The sequence below is a fragment of the Dictyobacter halimunensis genome (assembly GCF_036245075.1).
Window position 1 is genome coordinate 3,172,546 of record NZ_BSRI01000002.1, and the last position, 14,504, is coordinate 3,187,049.

Sequence of the window (14,504 nt, forward strand, 5' to 3'; positions counted from 1 at the left end):
CTATGCGTCTCCGCCGTCATACCCCATCTCCTTCTGCAACAGTGTTTCGGCTGAGCCCATAAATTGATTAAAGTAACTGTTGAGCTCTTGCTTTTCCTGTTCATTGGGGCTGCGTAGCTCGAAAGTGCTGCGCACAGTCTCCGCCGCCATTGCGGCCCGCTCTTCCCGCGAGATCTGATATTCATCGGGCAAGAATTGATCGCTGGTCAGGTAGCCCAGCGTGATCGCTTCGATCATATGTACCTGGGTTTTGAGCGGAATATCCGTGCGAACCAATCCTTGCTGCCGCATATAGGTTAGATAGGTGTTGAAGCCCGCGATCTGTTGTTCAAGGTCCGTCTTGCTGAGCTGAGAATAGATAAGATCCCCCAGCATATCTGTATCGCGGAGCATGATGGCTTTCATCAGTGGGTTGTACAGAGCCCATAGCATGGAATGTTTGATCATGCTGTAGAGGGTTACGCCCTCGGGATCGTTCTGCATCGCTTCCTGCGCCTTACGACCTTCAACGATGTTTTCGCGCATGATCAAGGCGATAAAGAGCTCCTCCTTGGTTTTCCAGTGCAGATAGATGGTACCCTTGGCCACCCCCGCCTGCCGGGCGATATCATCGATGGTCGTTTTCTTATATCCCCACCGCTGCAAGAGCTCTGATGCCGCATCCAGAATGCGATTGGCCCTTTCCTGCTGTTTATTCTGTTCAGCCTGCTCGGCTCCGGGGTTCTCTGCCACTCGTCTCCTCCTCACTATACGGTTAAAGCTGCTTTAAACCATATGACTATATAATAATATCTGGTCATATGGTTCAAAACAAGAGTATACTCATGGATTGATAAAAAATCAAGAGCTGGAAGGCGGCTGTTATATTGCATTTCGTATTTCCACATTTGTGTCGTACAATGACCATGGTGCAATTGTGTCTGATTCCACAGGAGTAGTTTTATGAGTGAGAGTCAAAGTTCCTACAAGCATACCAACCGCCTCATCAACGAGACGAGTCCATATTTGTTGCAGCATGCCCACAACCCGGTTGACTGGTATCCCTGGGGCGAAGATGCCCTGAAGAAGGCGCGGCAGGAGGATAAACCGATCCTGTTGAGCGTGGGATATTCGGCCTGCCACTGGTGCCATGTGATGGAGCGCGAGTCCTTTGAGAATGAGCAGATCGCGGCCCTGATGAATATGCATTTTGTTTCGGTGAAGGTTGATCGTGAGGAGCGCCCTGACATTGATGCCATCTATATGCAGGCGGTTCAGGCCATGACGGGTCAGGGCGGTTGGCCCATGACCATGTTCCTGATGCCCGATGGTCGTCCCTTCTATGGAGGAACCTATTTCCCTCCCCAGGATCGACGCTACGGACAGCAGGTGATGCCCGGTTTTCCGCGTGTCCTGATGAGTATCGCCGATGCGTTCGCGCATCAACGGGCGGAGCTTGAGGAGCAGGCGACGCAGGTGGCGGAGCATCTCAATCGCCGGGGAAGCGCGTTGATGCAGAGAGAAGCGGGTACCGGCGCTCCTGTGCTGGATAATCTGTTACGCGCCGAGCGGCAGCTGATTGAGGATTTTGATGTTCGCTACGGCGGCTTTGGAAGTGCCCCCAAGTTCCCCAATACGATGGCGCTTGAATTTCTGTTGCGCATGCATCTGCATCGCCAGTCTGGACAGGTGGGGGCCGCGCAATCTTCCAATCCTCCGGAGGCGTTAGAGGTGGTTGAGTCATCGTTGCAGCACATGGCGGCCGGTGGCATCTATGATCAGCTGGGAGGCGGCTTCCATCGCTATTCTGTGGATGCGAAGTGGCTGGTGCCGCATTTTGAGAAGATGTTATATGACAATGCTTTGCTCAGTCAGCTATACCTGCATGCCTACCTGGTGACCGGCAATGAGCTCTATCGACGCGTGGTGGAGGAGACGCTGGACTATGTGGGGCGCGAGATGACCTCACCTGAGGGCGGTTTCTATTCGACGCAGGACGCCGATAGCGAGGGTGAGGAGGGAAAGTTCTTCCTCTGGTCTCAGGAAGAGATTGAGCGTGCCCTGCCACCTGAGGACGCGGCCCTGTTTATGGCCTACTACGGAGTTTCCCGCCACGGCAACTTTGAGGGCAAAAACATCCTCAATCGCGTGCAGGAGGAGCAGACGGCGGCGCAGCAGGCTGGGATCGATGTCGCGACCCTGCGTTCCTCTCTGGGACGTAGCCGTGATACGCTGTTCGGCCTGCGTGAGCAGCGCGTCAAGCCGGCGCGCGATGAAAAGGTGCTCACCTCCTGGAACGGCCTGATGCTGCGCAGCTTCGCTGAGGCGGCCCGCCACCTGAAACGGCCCGACTATCTCCAGGTGGCCCGGAAAAACGCCTCTTTCCTGTTGGATACCCTGCGCCAGGATGGCAGGTTGTTGCGGACCTTCAAGGATGGCCGGGCCAGGTTGCAGGGCTACCTTGAAGACTATGCCTTCCTGTCCGATGGTCTGCTGGCCCTGTACGAGGCCAGCTTCGAGTCGCGCTGGTTTAGCGAGGCCCGCACCCTGATGGACCAGGCTATCCAGCTGTTCGCCGACGAGCAGGGTGGCTTCTTCGATACCGGTACGGATCACGAGGCCCTGATTAGCCGCCCCAGGGATATCATGGATAATGCCACCCCGGCCGGTAATAGCGTGGCGACAGATGTGCTGCTGCACCTTGCGGCCTTTACGGGTGAGGACAGCTACCGGCAACGCGCCGATCGCTACCTGGGGACGCTGGCGGATATTATGGTGCAGCATCCCCAGGCCTTTGGGCAGGTATTGTGCGCGTTAGATTTCGCCCTCTCGCCGGTGAAAGAACTGGCCGTGATCGGGGAAAACCAGTCCGCCGATACGCAGGCGTTGCTGGATTGCATTAATGCACGCTATCTGCCGCAGAGTGTGCTGGCCTGCGCCGCACCAGAGGACCAGCAGGCCAGCGCGGCTATCCCGCTCCTGGCCGATCGGCCCCTGAAAGAGCAGCATGCCGCGGCCTATGTCTGCCAGAACTTTGCCTGCCAGGCGCCCGTCACAACGTCCCAGGAACTGGCGGCATTGTTATAAGAGAGTGTCTGATGCTCATGATTATCGCCTGCAGCACGCCTGAGCTTTCGCACCTCTGGTGCTCACAAATCCATGGTGTGTTGGTGCAACAGGGGCGCTTTCGCGCCCCTGTTGCACCAACACACAAAACCAGTGCGGCCGCGTAGCGGACGCGCGTGCGGGGCACTCACGTGCCCCCAGGGTGACGAGAGTCAGACACACTCTAATCAAACTTCAGCAGCATGATAACTAGTCATTAATATAGTGCACCTCGCCCTGGATCTCGCGGCGGCAGAGCAGCCCTTTGCTTGCCAGCTGTTCCAGGGCTTTTTCAGCCGCCTGAATCTCCTGGCCGCCGGCGGTTTTCTTCTGGGGTGGTGGAAACAGGGTGACAACCTCTTTCGCCGTCAGAACGGTCAGGACGCTGCTCTGTTCATTGAGATAATTCTTGATGGTCTGCTCATACCAGGGGATGAGTTCCTGCGCTTTGAGTGGAGGTGTTGGTAGCACCACCATGACGGGGCAACTGGCCAGCTGCAGCACGCGCCGCGAAGTACTGCCCAGCAGCATGCGGCGCAGGCGATCACGCCAGCTATCACCCCGGCTTCCCACCACAATCAAGTTAACGTGCCGCTCACGCGCCACGCGCACAATTTCTTCGGCCGGAGAGCCGATGCTGGTCATCATCTCGATGTGCTTCAGATCAAATCCCAACTGATCCAGGGTGGCGCGAGCCTTCTTGAGCACCTCTTCAGCATGCTTTTTCTGCTCATTGGTCGGTGGAATAAAGGCATACTGTTCCGTGAAATGGCCTGGATATTCAGTAATGATGTGGGTACTCTGGATCGCATGGAGAAGAAAAATATCAAAGGCGGTACCCGGCTCAAATAGATCTCCTACTGCGCGGATGGCCGACTGCGTAGTAGTGGAAAAGTTGGTATCGATCCCGAGCAAAATACGCTTATTCATAGGAAAGCCGCCGCCTTTTTGTGTGACGGTTCACTTTTTTACTGTTGAGTACTACATTGTGGGAATGGCGCTTTAACTGTACTCTTATGTATGTATTCATTATACCTTCTTTGAAAAAAAGGGGCAAGAAATGGGACAAATGACATACCATCTGCACCATTCACGCTATTTATAATGATTGGTGGGTACCGTTTCTGACACAAAGCATAGATTTTACTTGTAGAAAAGATTTAAAGCGACTACATATATAAAAACAGGATTTCATATATAGCAGATACGTCGGGTAGGGGATTTGATAAAGTACAAAAAATTGCGTCTACTAAGATAGCGGAAAAAGAAATGTCGTATCGTGTTTCAGCTAAAACTGAAGGGGATTAGATTAAAGCAATGAACATTGAGATAGAAAAGCCACTTGGCGAGATGACTCTGACGGCCCTGACAGAATGCTGTATACGTGAGATGAGTAGATATCGCCGGAAGGAACCCTGCGACGATAGTTATTGCCTGGAGATTTTTCGACGCGCGGTTCAACTGCGGGATAACGATGCATGGATTGTATTGCAGCGGCAATTCAGTGACAATGTGCGCTTATGGCTGGGTGGTCATTCTCATCGCGAACTGGCACTGCGCTATGAAGCGGAACAGACCTATATCGATGATGCTTTCCGGCGCTTCTGGCAGGCGGTTAGCGATCAATCTCTGAGCTTTTCGACGGTTGCCAGCGCGCTTAGCTACTTACGGCTCTGCCTGCACTGCGCGATCATGGATACGCTTCGCGCCTTCGCGCGCGCCAACGTAGAGCGTATGCCCGACTATGGACATCCCGATGAGCCACAGGTCGAGGATCGCTATCACGAGAATGAGCTCTGGGAAACGATTAAAAGCATTTTACCAGGAGAACGCGAGCAGCGCGTTGCCTATTTACATTTCCACTGTAACCTTAAACCACGCGAAATCATCCGTTACTGTCCCGGCGAGTTCCAATGTGAGGAAGAGATTTATCGTCTTAAGCGCAACATTATGGAGCGCATTCTGCGCAACGCGGACAAGATTCGTTGGAAACTGGATGGGAATATGCCTGCCTGAGCGCAGGCTCCTATCCACGGCGTTTCCTGGGCATGTGTTGAGCAAGTTTTAAAATGATCGCGCAAAAAATGTGCTCTGCAGCGTTTTATACAGCGAAAGCTTAAATTGCTGCATAAAATCTCATATCATTAAAAACTTTATATGAAGGACCGGGAATAATGGATTGTCTGTGCCTGGTTGCACCGAAAGACGAGGATTTGCTACGCTATGTGCTTGATGGGGAGGTTTTGTCACCGCCTGCGATGGAACACCTGGCGGATTGCTCTGTTTGCCAGCAGCGCCTGAACAGGTATATAACCGCGAACGACGTTTTGCTAACCCATCTCTACCGCTGCCAGTGTCCCAGTATGACGGTTTTAAGTTACTACTGTATCGGAATGTTATCCGCGCATGAGCAAGATAAGATCAGCACACATCTTAAAGTTTGTCCTCTATGTGCGGATAACGTGGCTGAAACATACCGCTTTTTACATACTCCCCTGCCATTAGCTGATTCTCTCTCCTCTTTGCCAGCGCGGCCGGAAAATACCATCAAGCCAGCCGGTTGGCGTTTCCCTGTAACGTTGAAGAAGCCGGTAACCCATGTGCGCGTCTGGCCCCATTTCCATCAAACTGATACCGTGACCCTTTCACTGCAGGCGCAGCCGGGCTCCCATAATAAGATCATGCTTACCGGTTTGCTATCAGCCAGGAACAGTGGAGAGAATGGTTCCCTCTTCTCCGGTACCAGGGTTGAATTATACAAAGCAGTGCCGCCCGTGGGTATAGAAGAGAGCATGGGCGAACACGCCGTTTATACCGAGCAGCTATCGACGTATCCCGACCAACCACTATTTTCTACCCGGGTCGATGACCGGGGAAGCATGCTATTTGGGGCGGTGCCGTGTGGGGAATATCTTATGATTGTCTATCTGCCCGAGACCGCCCTGGTCATCGAAAAACTGCATATCGAAGCCAGCTTTCCATCATAATAAAAAGCTGGCTTCGCCCGCATTTTCAGGCGGCCGCTTACTCAGCCGCCTTGTTTTATTCATTGATGCAAAAAGCGCCTCGGGCGCTTTTTGCATCAATGAATAAAACATTCTAGATGCGCAGGCTTATAATTTCTAAGAGCCAGTGTGGAATGTGAAAAGGGCGCGATCGCGCCCTTTTCACATTCCACACTGGTTCTTATTTTCAGCACCGCAGGTGCTGAAGGTGTTTATTGGGACAGGTCGAATTCGACCAGGTTTTGGCAGGATTGCATCAACTCCCGGGCCACCGTCAGGTGGGCGGGATGCTCCAGGTACCCCTTCAAATGCTCCATGCTTTCCAGGTGCATGACCATGCCATAGCTATAGCCCTGAGTATGTTGGCCCAGGTTCTTCCCAACCTGCACGTCTTGAATGCCAGGAATGAGTTGCTTGAGCGCTTTTATCTGCTCAAACATCGTTTGTAGCTGCTCATTTGATGTTTCTGCTTTTGGTTGAACCAGGACGACATGGGTGATCATCGCTTATTCCTCCATCTCCATAATATCCGGGCTGCATGAGCCCTCTCTTATTACGTTTGATGGAGGCGGCTGATGGACAACTGGTTATCTGCCTTCGCGGTTCGTCATCGGCGACCGCCTCCAGAAAAGAATTGCAGGATGGCGACAAAGATGGCGGCCCCGATGAAGGAAATGAAGATGCTGCCACAGAAATGGAACGTGCCCAGGTCCAGCGCGCTCGCCAGGATGCTGCCAATGACGGAGCCAACCAGGCCTACGATGATGTTGCCGATGCACCCGTAGCCACGGCCACGCACGATCGTTCCGGCCAGCGCGCCGGCAATCAATCCAACCAGTATCCAGGCAATCAAGTTGCCGGGCTGCAATATCTCGGTGACATGTATAGGATGAAGTGCAATGTTCATGCTGTTGTTCTCCTTCGGCCTCTCTTCATAGCCGGTCGCACAGAAACGTATCTATGGGTGCGTAATGATGATTGTTGTGCTCTAAAAACATCCAGGTCGCCGCGACCAGAGGTGGATGCGTATCCTCGATACTGTAGAGTATACGTAGAAAGAGACCAGGAGTTACAGAAAACGGGTGTGGGGTTGTGGGGCCATGCATGGCCCCACAACCCCACACCCGTTAACCCGGTAAATGCCCGTAGGTGCTGGGCTTGCCCCAGCTTTGGGCTTGCCCCAGCTTTGGGCTTGCCCCAGCTTTGGGCTTGCCCCAGCTTGCTCGTCCCGGCTTTATTCGGTTCGCAAAGCGTCAATGGGATCCATCCGGGCGGCCCGCTGCGCGGGATAGAAGCCGAAGACGATACCCACCACCGCCGCGAAGACAAAGGAGAGCACGATGGCCAGGGGATCGATAACCAGTGGTTGCCCGACCAGCTGTGAGGCGACGACGGCCCCCAGTACGCCGAGCAAGATGCCCACGATACCTCCCAGGGCGCTGAGTATCAGGGCCTCAATGAGGAACTGGGCCATAACATCGCTGGGATACGCTCCCAGGGCGATACGAATACCGATCTCACGCGTGCGCTCGGTCACCGAGACCAGCATGATATTCATGATGCCGATGCCGCCGACCAGCAGCGAGATCGCGGCCACACTGATCAGCAGGATGGTCAGGGCTTGCGCGGCCGTCTGTACAGTTTGCAGCAACTGTCCCTGATTCTGGATTGTGAATTCGCTGGCATCGTGCCGTCCCTGCAAAAACAGCTGTACGTTGTTCTGCACGTCCGTGACGTTTTGACCCTGACTGACCAGCGCGGTAATCGAAATTGGACGCTGGCTGCCGCCAAGACGATTGAGGGCCGTACTGAATGGGACGTAGATGACGTCGTCGGCATTGGTGGCGCCGTTAGCGCCCTTGGTGGCCAGAACGCCCACTACGGTGAAGGTCGAGGAGCCGATGCGCACCTGCCGGCCCAATGGATCGATACCCTGAGGGGTAAACAGATTATCCACCACCGTCTGCCCCAATACGGCTACGGAGGCGTTGCTCTGCTCATCCGCGCTGGTAAAGAAGTTGCCCTCCTGCATCTGCCAGCTCCCAAGCTGCTGGTAATTGGGATAGACGCCCTGCACGCTGGTAGACCAGTTCTGATTCTGGTAGATGACCTGTCCATTGGCGTTGACGACAGGGCTAACGGCGGCCAGCCCGGCTACCTGGCTGGCCAGTTGATCGGCATCGCTCTGTGTCAGCACCTGCTGGGTACCCGCTCCCTGGCGCACACCACTGGTGGCAGCCGAACCTCCACGGATATTCAACTGGTTAGGATTGAGGGTCGAGAGACGTCCGTTGATGGTGGCGGCGTTGCCCTCGCTGGTCGCGACCATCATGATGACGGCGGCCACGCCGATAATGATGCCCAGCGATGTCAGCAGTGAGCGCAGCTTATTGGCACGCAGGGCCTCCAACGCGCTACCAATGCTTTGCACCAGTGCGTAGCTGCTTCTTCCGCGCTGCCGCTGCGACTGCTGGATGGGAGGCATGAGCGGCGCTCTGGCTGGTGACCTGGGTGGGCTTTCCGTCTGGCTCTGTTGTTTTGATATGCTCATGGTTACACCTGCTCTGTCGATGTCTGCGTGGAAAATTGTTCCCTGGCATTCAGTGGTCGCGCATTGACCATGTCATCGACCACACGTCCATCACGGAACGTTACTTTGCGCTGACAGTAGTCAGAGATTTCCTGCTCATGGGTGACCAGTACGATGGTCATACCGCGCGCATTCAATTCCTGCATGATGCGCATGATCTCCAGACTGGTATGCGAGTCCAGGTTGCCCGTTGGTTCATCGGCCAGGATCAGCGAGGGCGAGGTCACCAGAGATCGGGCGATTGCCACACGCTGCTGCTGACCACCTGATAGCTCCATAGGACGATGGCTGGCCCGCGAGGTGAGCCCGACCAGCGAGAGGGCGCGCCGGGCGCGTGCCTCTCGCTCTCCTTTGGAGATGCCCGCGTATACCAGCGGGAGCTCTACGTTGGCCTGGGCCGACATCCAGCGCAGCAGGTTGAAGCTCTGGAAGATAAAGCCAATCTTCTGATTGCGTACGTCCGCGAGCTCCGTGTTGCTCATCTGCCCCACCGATACGCCATCCAGCCTGTATTCACCCTTTGTTGGCCGGTCCAGGCAGCCCAGGATATTCATAAAGGTGGATTTGCCAGAGCCGGATGGACCCATGATGGCGACAAATTCACCATGCTTGATCTCCAAGTTGACTCCGCGCAGAGCCGGAACTACGTTTTGTCCCATGGCATAGTACTTGTACAGAGAGTTGATCTGGATGCGCGTAGCGACTTTCTTCTGCTGTTCCTGTGATTCAGCCTCTATCATTGACCGCGACCTCCGCCATTGCCACCGCCACCATTACCACCACCATTGCGGAAGCCACCGCCGCCACCACCGCCGAAGCCACCACCACCGCCGCCGAAGCCGCCGTTGCGCTGCTGTCCGGTCGTTGTACTTTGGGTTGTGCCGCTTCCGGTAGCATTGGTAACCACCTGGTCACCTTCATTCAGGCCCGAGATAATCTGGGTATATTGCCCGTCGCTTAAGCCGGTGGTGACTATGACGGGGGTTAGCACGCCGTTTTGCAGCTCAAGTACCATGCCCCGCTTGCCCGCGGTGCCGTTGCTGCCCTGTTGATTCGAGGCACCATTCCCATTTCCTTGTAGTCCAGCACCACCGTTGCCTGGATTGTTGCGTAAGGCCGCCCGACTGATATAACCATTCTGCAGAGCCGTGGTCGAAAAGGTGAGCGCCGCGGATGGGACCCGCAGCACATTGCTCTGCTGCTGGATGGTGATGTTGGTGGTCGCGGTCATCAATGGCAGCAGATGAACGCTGTTCAGCGAGCTCATGGTAACGTTCAGCGTAACTGGATAGGTTACGACGCCTGAGCTTGACTGTCCGATGGTACTGATGGAGGCGACCGTTGCCTGGAAGGTGTTATTGGGATAGGCGGCAACGGTAAACTGCGCTGACTGACCCACTTTGACGTTGCCGATATCCGACTCGTTGACCTGGGCCACTATCTGGAGCGAACTGGTATCCGTCAGCACAATGAACGCGCTGGAGCCGCTGGAACTACCGGAACCGGAACCATTGCTGTTGCCGCTACCAACGGAGGTACCAACATAACCATTGATGGCCGCGACCGTCGCGTTGGCCGGCGCGGTCAGCGTGGTCTGAGATGAGTTGTTCTGCTGTGAATTGGTCGGGGTGATGGTAGCCAGTGTCTGACCGGCTTTTACCTGGTCTCCCACCTTCACGTTGATCTGATTGACCTGCCCGCTGGTCGTGAAATTCAAATTATACGTTGCTTTCGCCTGCACTGGACCGGTGGCGGAGATCTGCTGGATGATGTTGCCCGTGGTCACATATGCCTGCGTATAGCTGATGTTGGCCCGCCGGGTACTGCGCCAGTACAGCCAGCCTCCCGCCGCCAGGATGATGACCAGCAAAATAATCAAGATCGTCAGCAACGTCCTGGGCCGTTTACGTTTCTGCTGCTGCTGTTGAAACTCTTCAAATGCGAAGGTCTCCTCTTCTTCAGGTTGTTCATCGAAAAGAGGATGCGACTGTGTCTCTACATTTTCAGCCATTGTTTATTCCTACCTACTCTGATCAAAGCATAGAAATTTTATACATGAGGATATGAGGATTTTCTGTAGCTAGTTTAGCATGCAGAATTCAAGAAAAATCATTACATTTGTAAAGAAAAAAGAGGCGAAATTGAACAAAATGTAAAAAAACTCTCAAGATGAAAGGCTCGCTAGCAGCATCGAAGATGGCGGAGGAGCACGAAAACGTGGGGAGATTATTGCCAGACGAGACCCTTTGTGTCATACTATAGTGACAATATTTATTGTTTTGAGAGAAGAGCATGTCGAATTTGTTTCCCTCCGATAAGGTATCGAGCTCACAATTTTTTTCACCATCATTGGATCCGACAGGTGTCCCGCATTTGGACATGGTGTTAGGTGGTGGACTTCCCAAGGGAGCGTTAGCGGTTATTCTTGGACCTCCTGGCAGTGGAAAAACTACGCTTGCCTGCCAGATCGCGTTCGCTGCGGCTCAGCGTGGAGAGAAGGTCCTTTTTTTGACCGCGCTGTCTGAACCAACGGCAAAGTTTTTAGCCCACCTGCGTCCCTATAGCTTCTTTGCAGAAGACCTTGTCGGCCACACCGTACACGTGTTCAGCATACAGCAATTTATTCCACAGGAAGGTCCCATTATGGGACAGGCGATTGTGGCTGAAGTGCGCCGCTTGCAAGCGAGCGTCGTGGTGCTTGATGGCTTTCAAGGGTTACGCGACCACGAAACTGATTTTGTTGCTGCTCGCCACCTCCTCTACGATCTCGGCACACAATTAAGCCTTTTTGGCACTATCACCCTCGTCACGGCGGAAGCAGATCCACGTGATGCTACACTCTTTCCTGAGATGACGACCGCGGATGTGCTCATTGGACTCTATAATACATTGCTTGGTGTGCACACCCATCGTAGTCTTGAGGTGCTTAAATTACGAGGGAAAGCGTTATTAGCAGGTCTGCACGGTTTAACGATCAACGAGAGTGGGATCCATGTGTTTCCTCGGTTGGAGACCCGCCTCAGGCGCCCGTTCACAGTGGGTTGGGACAAGAAAACGCCCTCGGCTTCTCCGGCGAAAAGAGCGACCTTTGGATTGCCCGAACTTGACACCTTGCTGGGTGGTGGTTTGACCCGCTATACAGGGACGGTCCTGACAGGGAACCCCGGGACGGGCAAGACCCTCCTCGCCCTCCAATTTCTCCTCGCTGGCGTGGCAGAAGGAGAACCGGGCATGTTTCTGGGCTTTCGGGAGACAGCGGATCAGTTGATCCAAAGTCGGAGGACTTCGCGTGGGAGCAGCAGTTGCAGCACGCTTTGTCTGTGAATGGGGGAGTGACGGTCCACCACTGGGACCCGGTTGAATTGGGCCCCGATCAGGTTGCCACAGAGTTATTAGCTGCCCTGGAGCAAACAGGTGCACAGCGCCTGGTCATTGATAGCATCGCAGAATTGGAGCGAGCCATCCGCAGGAGCAGTGGAGCCGAACGCGTTCCTGATTATCTTGCTGCATTGCTGAGCCTCTTACGTGAACGGGGCGTGACGCTGTTGGCTATTAAAGAGTCAATGCAAATCATCACCACGCAACTAGATTTCTCGGTGGATGAACTCTCGGTTCTTGCAGAAAATGTGATTCTGGTGCAGCACCTCATCTATGGAGGTCGGATGCATCGTGTCCTCTCCGTTCCGAAGATGCGCTTTTCCGATCATGATGATACGCCGCGCGATTTTCTGATTGTGCCACCTGAGGGGGTGCGTGTGCTGACCCCCAATGAGGGTGACCAGGATATGCTGCATACATTAGCAGAGCAGCAAGCTACGATCCACCGAAAAGAGTCCCCGATACAGAGGAGCTCCCAGTCAGGGCAAGAGCAACAGTAAGAAAGAAGGGTGTACACTTGCATGAGGGAATATACGAGCCACCCATCGTCTTGATTGTTGACGATGACATCCCGATTACCGAGGTCCTGGCGCTCGTGGTCGAGGGCCTTGGGTATCAGCCATTGGTTGCCTGGAATGGACAACAGGCGCTGGCCCTCGCACGTAAGCACTGGCCCTCGCACGTAAGCACTGGCCAGAGCTTGTGCTTACGGACATGATGATGCCCATTTTGGGAGGAAAAGGGGTGGTGAAGGGGCTACGTGAGGAAGCAAGCGCGCGGGGAATTGCACCGCCACACATAGTGCTGCTTACTGCGGGTACCGTATGGCCTGAGATGGCTTTGCTTGTGGATGCCATCATCACGAAACCATTTGAGATGGATCAGCTCGAGCAACTCATTCACCGCTTCCTTCCTCCCGCTGAGTCCTGTTAACCCCTGTTTGCTGCCCTCTCGTCCGCAGTCCTGTCGTGACGGTTTTTTGTTGTTCTGCCATGGGATATGTTGGTTCTTTTTGGATTCGCTGAATTTGAACTGTCCTTTTGTTCATTGTCGACCAGCAAGGAGGGTGATATGCTTAGGTGGTAGATCTGTGATTGTCAATTAGGAGTAGTCATGTCCTCGGTTTCCGATCCCTCGCCGCAGTCCTCTGCCGATGAGCAGGTACAGCCCATGCTCAAAGGCCTGAAAGAATTCTGGCACCTGCCGCGTAATGTCTATCTCTTGCTGTTCTTTACGCTGGGCAAAGGCTTCCAGCTGAGTATCGCTGCTCTCACTTTGAATTATTATGTTCATAGTATAGGTTATCTGCCCGACTTTATTGGTATCTTTAGTGCGATGTCGGCGATTGGCGCCATGATCGGGGCGGTGCCGGTGGGCATGCTGGCGGACCGCTGGGGCCGCAAACCGGTCTTGTTGCTGACAGCGATTTTATCGCCGCTGTCGCTGGCCGCACTGGCCCTGGCTACATCCGCTCCCTGGCTGATCATCATGAATCTTTTGCAGGGCCTTGTTTCGACCGCCTACTGGGTGACGAATCTGCCCCTGTTGACCGAGAGTACGACCGAGAAGCAGCGCGTGGGGGTGCTGGCCCTTAATAGCTTCTTGCTGCTGGGCGTTGGCTCTCTGGGCAATCTGCTTGGTGGCTTTATCCCAGAATTTGTGGGCGGACTCCTGCACGTGTCGGCGGCCAGTACCCTGGCTCTGCGCTATGGTGTGTTCGCGGCGGCCTCCTTTACTTTTATCTTTGGATTGCCGCTCTGGCTCTTGCATGAATCTCGGGGTGCACCCGCGCCGGAGCCGGATGAGTTGCTGGCGGCCGAGGGCGTCGCCCCGGCGCCATCCCGCAAGAGCCGGCCCGTGGGACTCTTCCTCAAGCTATTGATTCCGGACCTGGTCTTTACCATGGGCGAGGGCGCTGTGGTGGCCCTGATCCAGGTCTACTTCGTGCTGCGCTTCAATCTGCTCCCCGGACCCCTGGGCATTATCTTTACCATCTCGGGACTGGCGGGTGGCATCTTCTCCCTGACGGCGCCTCTGTTTGTCAGGCGCTGGAGCAAGCTGCGCCTCGTTACTACGGTACAGTATCTGAGCGCGCCGCTGATGGTCTTGATCGGCTTCGCCCCCACGCTGCCCCTGGCTATCACGGGCGAATACGCGCGCTCGTTTATGCGCACACTGATCGAGCCGGTCTACGCCGCCTTCGCCATGGAGCAGGTCTCCAATCGCCAGCGCGCGACCCTGGCGGGCCTCTACTCGGTCACCTGGAGTATTGGCTTCAGCGTCGGACCCGCCATCGCCGGATGGCTGCAGACCAGCATCAGCCTGTCCGCCTCCTTTGTCTATGGCGCCTTCTGCCTCTTGCTGGCCCCCACATTCCTGCTCCTTTTCTTCGGCCGCAAAGATACGGCTCCTCATGGGGTTCGAGATGTGAGATAATAGGAAGCGAT

At 54.8% G+C, this 14,504-nt stretch carries 15 protein-coding genes; 8 read left to right on the forward strand and 7 right to left on the reverse strand.

What is annotated here, in order from left to right:
• A complete protein-coding gene (locus AABA21_RS27195) occupies positions 1–732 on the reverse strand; it encodes a TetR/AcrR family transcriptional regulator (RefSeq protein ID WP_338255059.1) in 732 nt (243 codons plus the stop codon).
• Between the two features lie 210 nt (positions 733–942).
• On the opposite strand from AABA21_RS27195, the gene AABA21_RS27200 reads away from it, so the two are divergent.
• Positions 943–3,066, forward strand: a complete 2,124-nt coding sequence (locus AABA21_RS27200) for a thioredoxin domain-containing protein (protein WP_338255061.1) — start codon at positions 943–945, stop codon at positions 3,064–3,066.
• Between the two features lie 228 nt (positions 3,067–3,294).
• On the opposite strand, the gene AABA21_RS27205 is transcribed toward AABA21_RS27200, so the two are convergent.
• Entirely contained in the window at positions 3,295–4,014 is a 720-nt protein-coding gene (locus AABA21_RS27205) for a universal stress protein (RefSeq protein WP_338255062.1), read from the reverse strand.
• A 387-nt stretch (positions 4,015–4,401) separates the two neighbouring features.
• Between AABA21_RS27205 and AABA21_RS27210 the strand changes: the two genes are divergently transcribed.
• The gene (locus tag AABA21_RS27210) at positions 4,402–5,100 is read left to right on the forward strand and encodes a sigma-70 RNA polymerase sigma factor region 4 domain-containing protein (protein ID WP_126596537.1); all 699 of its coding nucleotides are present in this window, start codon (positions 4,402–4,404) and stop codon (positions 5,098–5,100) included.
• 158 nt (positions 5,101–5,258) lie between these two features.
• The gene (locus AABA21_RS27215) at positions 5,259–6,071 is read left to right on the forward strand and encodes an anti-sigma factor (RefSeq protein ID WP_338255066.1); all 813 of its coding nucleotides are present in this window, start codon (positions 5,259–5,261) and stop codon (positions 6,069–6,071) included.
• A gap of 230 nt (positions 6,072–6,301) precedes the next feature.
• Here AABA21_RS27215 and AABA21_RS27220 read toward each other — a convergent pair whose 3' ends face one another.
• From AABA21_RS27220 to AABA21_RS27240, 5 genes are all read right to left on the reverse strand, one after another.
• Entirely contained in the window at positions 6,302–6,592 is a 291-nt protein-coding gene (locus AABA21_RS27220; protein WP_338255068.1) for a Dabb family protein, read from the reverse strand.
• Between the two features lie 104 nt (positions 6,593–6,696).
• A complete protein-coding gene (locus AABA21_RS27225; RefSeq protein ID WP_338255069.1) occupies positions 6,697–6,996 on the reverse strand; it encodes a GlsB/YeaQ/YmgE family stress response membrane protein in 300 nt (99 codons plus the stop codon).
• A gap of 327 nt (positions 6,997–7,323) precedes the next feature.
• A complete protein-coding gene (locus AABA21_RS27230) occupies positions 7,324–8,640 on the reverse strand; it encodes an ABC transporter permease (protein ID WP_338255070.1) in 1,317 nt (438 codons plus the stop codon).
• 2 nt (positions 8,641–8,642) lie between these two features.
• Complete coding sequence (locus AABA21_RS27235; RefSeq protein WP_338255071.1) at positions 8,643–9,419, reverse strand: ABC transporter ATP-binding protein; 777 nt, start codon at positions 9,417–9,419, stop codon at positions 8,643–8,645.
• Complete coding sequence (locus AABA21_RS27240) at positions 9,416–10,690, reverse strand: efflux RND transporter periplasmic adaptor subunit (RefSeq protein ID WP_338255072.1); 1,275 nt, start codon at positions 10,688–10,690, stop codon at positions 9,416–9,418. Before AABA21_RS27240 ends, AABA21_RS27235 begins: the two co-directional genes overlap by 4 nt.
• Before the next feature lie 368 nt (positions 10,691–11,058).
• Here AABA21_RS27240 and AABA21_RS27245 point away from each other — a divergent pair, with 368 nt between their 5' ends.
• From AABA21_RS27245 to AABA21_RS27265, 5 genes are all read left to right on the forward strand, one after another.
• On the forward strand, positions 11,059–12,003 hold the full coding sequence (locus tag AABA21_RS27245; protein WP_338258480.1) for an RAD55 family ATPase: 945 nt from the start codon (positions 11,059–11,061) through the stop codon (positions 12,001–12,003).
• The gene (locus AABA21_RS27250) at positions 11,982–12,557 is read left to right on the forward strand and encodes an RAD55 family ATPase (RefSeq protein WP_338255074.1); all 576 of its coding nucleotides are present in this window, start codon (positions 11,982–11,984) and stop codon (positions 12,555–12,557) included. Before AABA21_RS27245 ends, AABA21_RS27250 begins: the two co-directional genes overlap by 22 nt.
• 17 nt (positions 12,558–12,574) lie before the next feature.
• Positions 12,575–12,775, forward strand: a complete 201-nt coding sequence (locus tag AABA21_RS27255) for a response regulator (RefSeq protein WP_338255076.1) — start codon at positions 12,575–12,577, stop codon at positions 12,773–12,775.
• 29 nt (positions 12,776–12,804) lie between these two features.
• The gene (locus AABA21_RS27260; RefSeq protein ID WP_338255079.1) at positions 12,805–12,990 is read left to right on the forward strand and encodes a hypothetical protein; all 186 of its coding nucleotides are present in this window, start codon (positions 12,805–12,807) and stop codon (positions 12,988–12,990) included.
• A 180-nt stretch (positions 12,991–13,170) separates the two neighbouring features.
• Positions 13,171–14,493, forward strand: coding sequence for an MFS transporter (locus tag AABA21_RS27265; RefSeq protein WP_338255081.1), 1,323 nt, complete (start codon positions 13,171–13,173; stop codon positions 14,491–14,493).
• Positions 14,494–14,504: the final 11 nt, after the last annotated feature.

What these genes read in the sequence shown, in the direction of transcription:
- AABA21_RS27235 (WP_338255071.1), bottom strand. Translation starts at nt 9,419, where the DNA reads ATGATAGAGGCTGAATCACAGGAACAGCAGAAGAAAGTCGCTACGCGC.
- AABA21_RS27245 (WP_338258480.1), top strand. Translation starts at nt 11,059, where the DNA reads ATGGTGTTAGGTGGTGGACTTCCCAAGGGAGCGTTAGCGGTTATTCTT.
- AABA21_RS27205 (WP_338255062.1), bottom strand. Translation starts at nt 4,014, where the DNA reads ATGAATAAGCGTATTTTGCTCGGGATCGATACCAACTTTTCCACTACT.
- AABA21_RS27210 (WP_126596537.1), top strand. Translation starts at nt 4,402, where the DNA reads ATGAACATTGAGATAGAAAAGCCACTTGGCGAGATGACTCTGACGGCC.
- AABA21_RS27215 (WP_338255066.1), top strand. Translation starts at nt 5,259, where the DNA reads ATGGATTGTCTGTGCCTGGTTGCACCGAAAGACGAGGATTTGCTACGC.
- AABA21_RS27200 (WP_338255061.1), top strand. Translation starts at nt 943, where the DNA reads ATGAGTGAGAGTCAAAGTTCCTACAAGCATACCAACCGCCTCATCAAC.
- AABA21_RS27240 (WP_338255072.1), bottom strand. Translation starts at nt 10,690, where the DNA reads ATGGCTGAAAATGTAGAGACACAGTCGCATCCTCTTTTCGATGAACAA.
- AABA21_RS27225 (WP_338255069.1), bottom strand. Translation starts at nt 6,996, where the DNA reads ATGAACATTGCACTTCATCCTATACATGTCACCGAGATATTGCAGCCC.
- AABA21_RS27220 (WP_338255068.1), bottom strand. Translation starts at nt 6,592, where the DNA reads ATGATCACCCATGTCGTCCTGGTTCAACCAAAAGCAGAAACATCAAAT.
- AABA21_RS27230 (WP_338255070.1), bottom strand. Translation starts at nt 8,640, where the DNA reads ATGAGCATATCAAAACAACAGAGCCAGACGGAAAGCCCACCCAGGTCA.
- AABA21_RS27265 (WP_338255081.1), top strand. Translation starts at nt 13,171, where the DNA reads ATGTCCTCGGTTTCCGATCCCTCGCCGCAGTCCTCTGCCGATGAGCAG.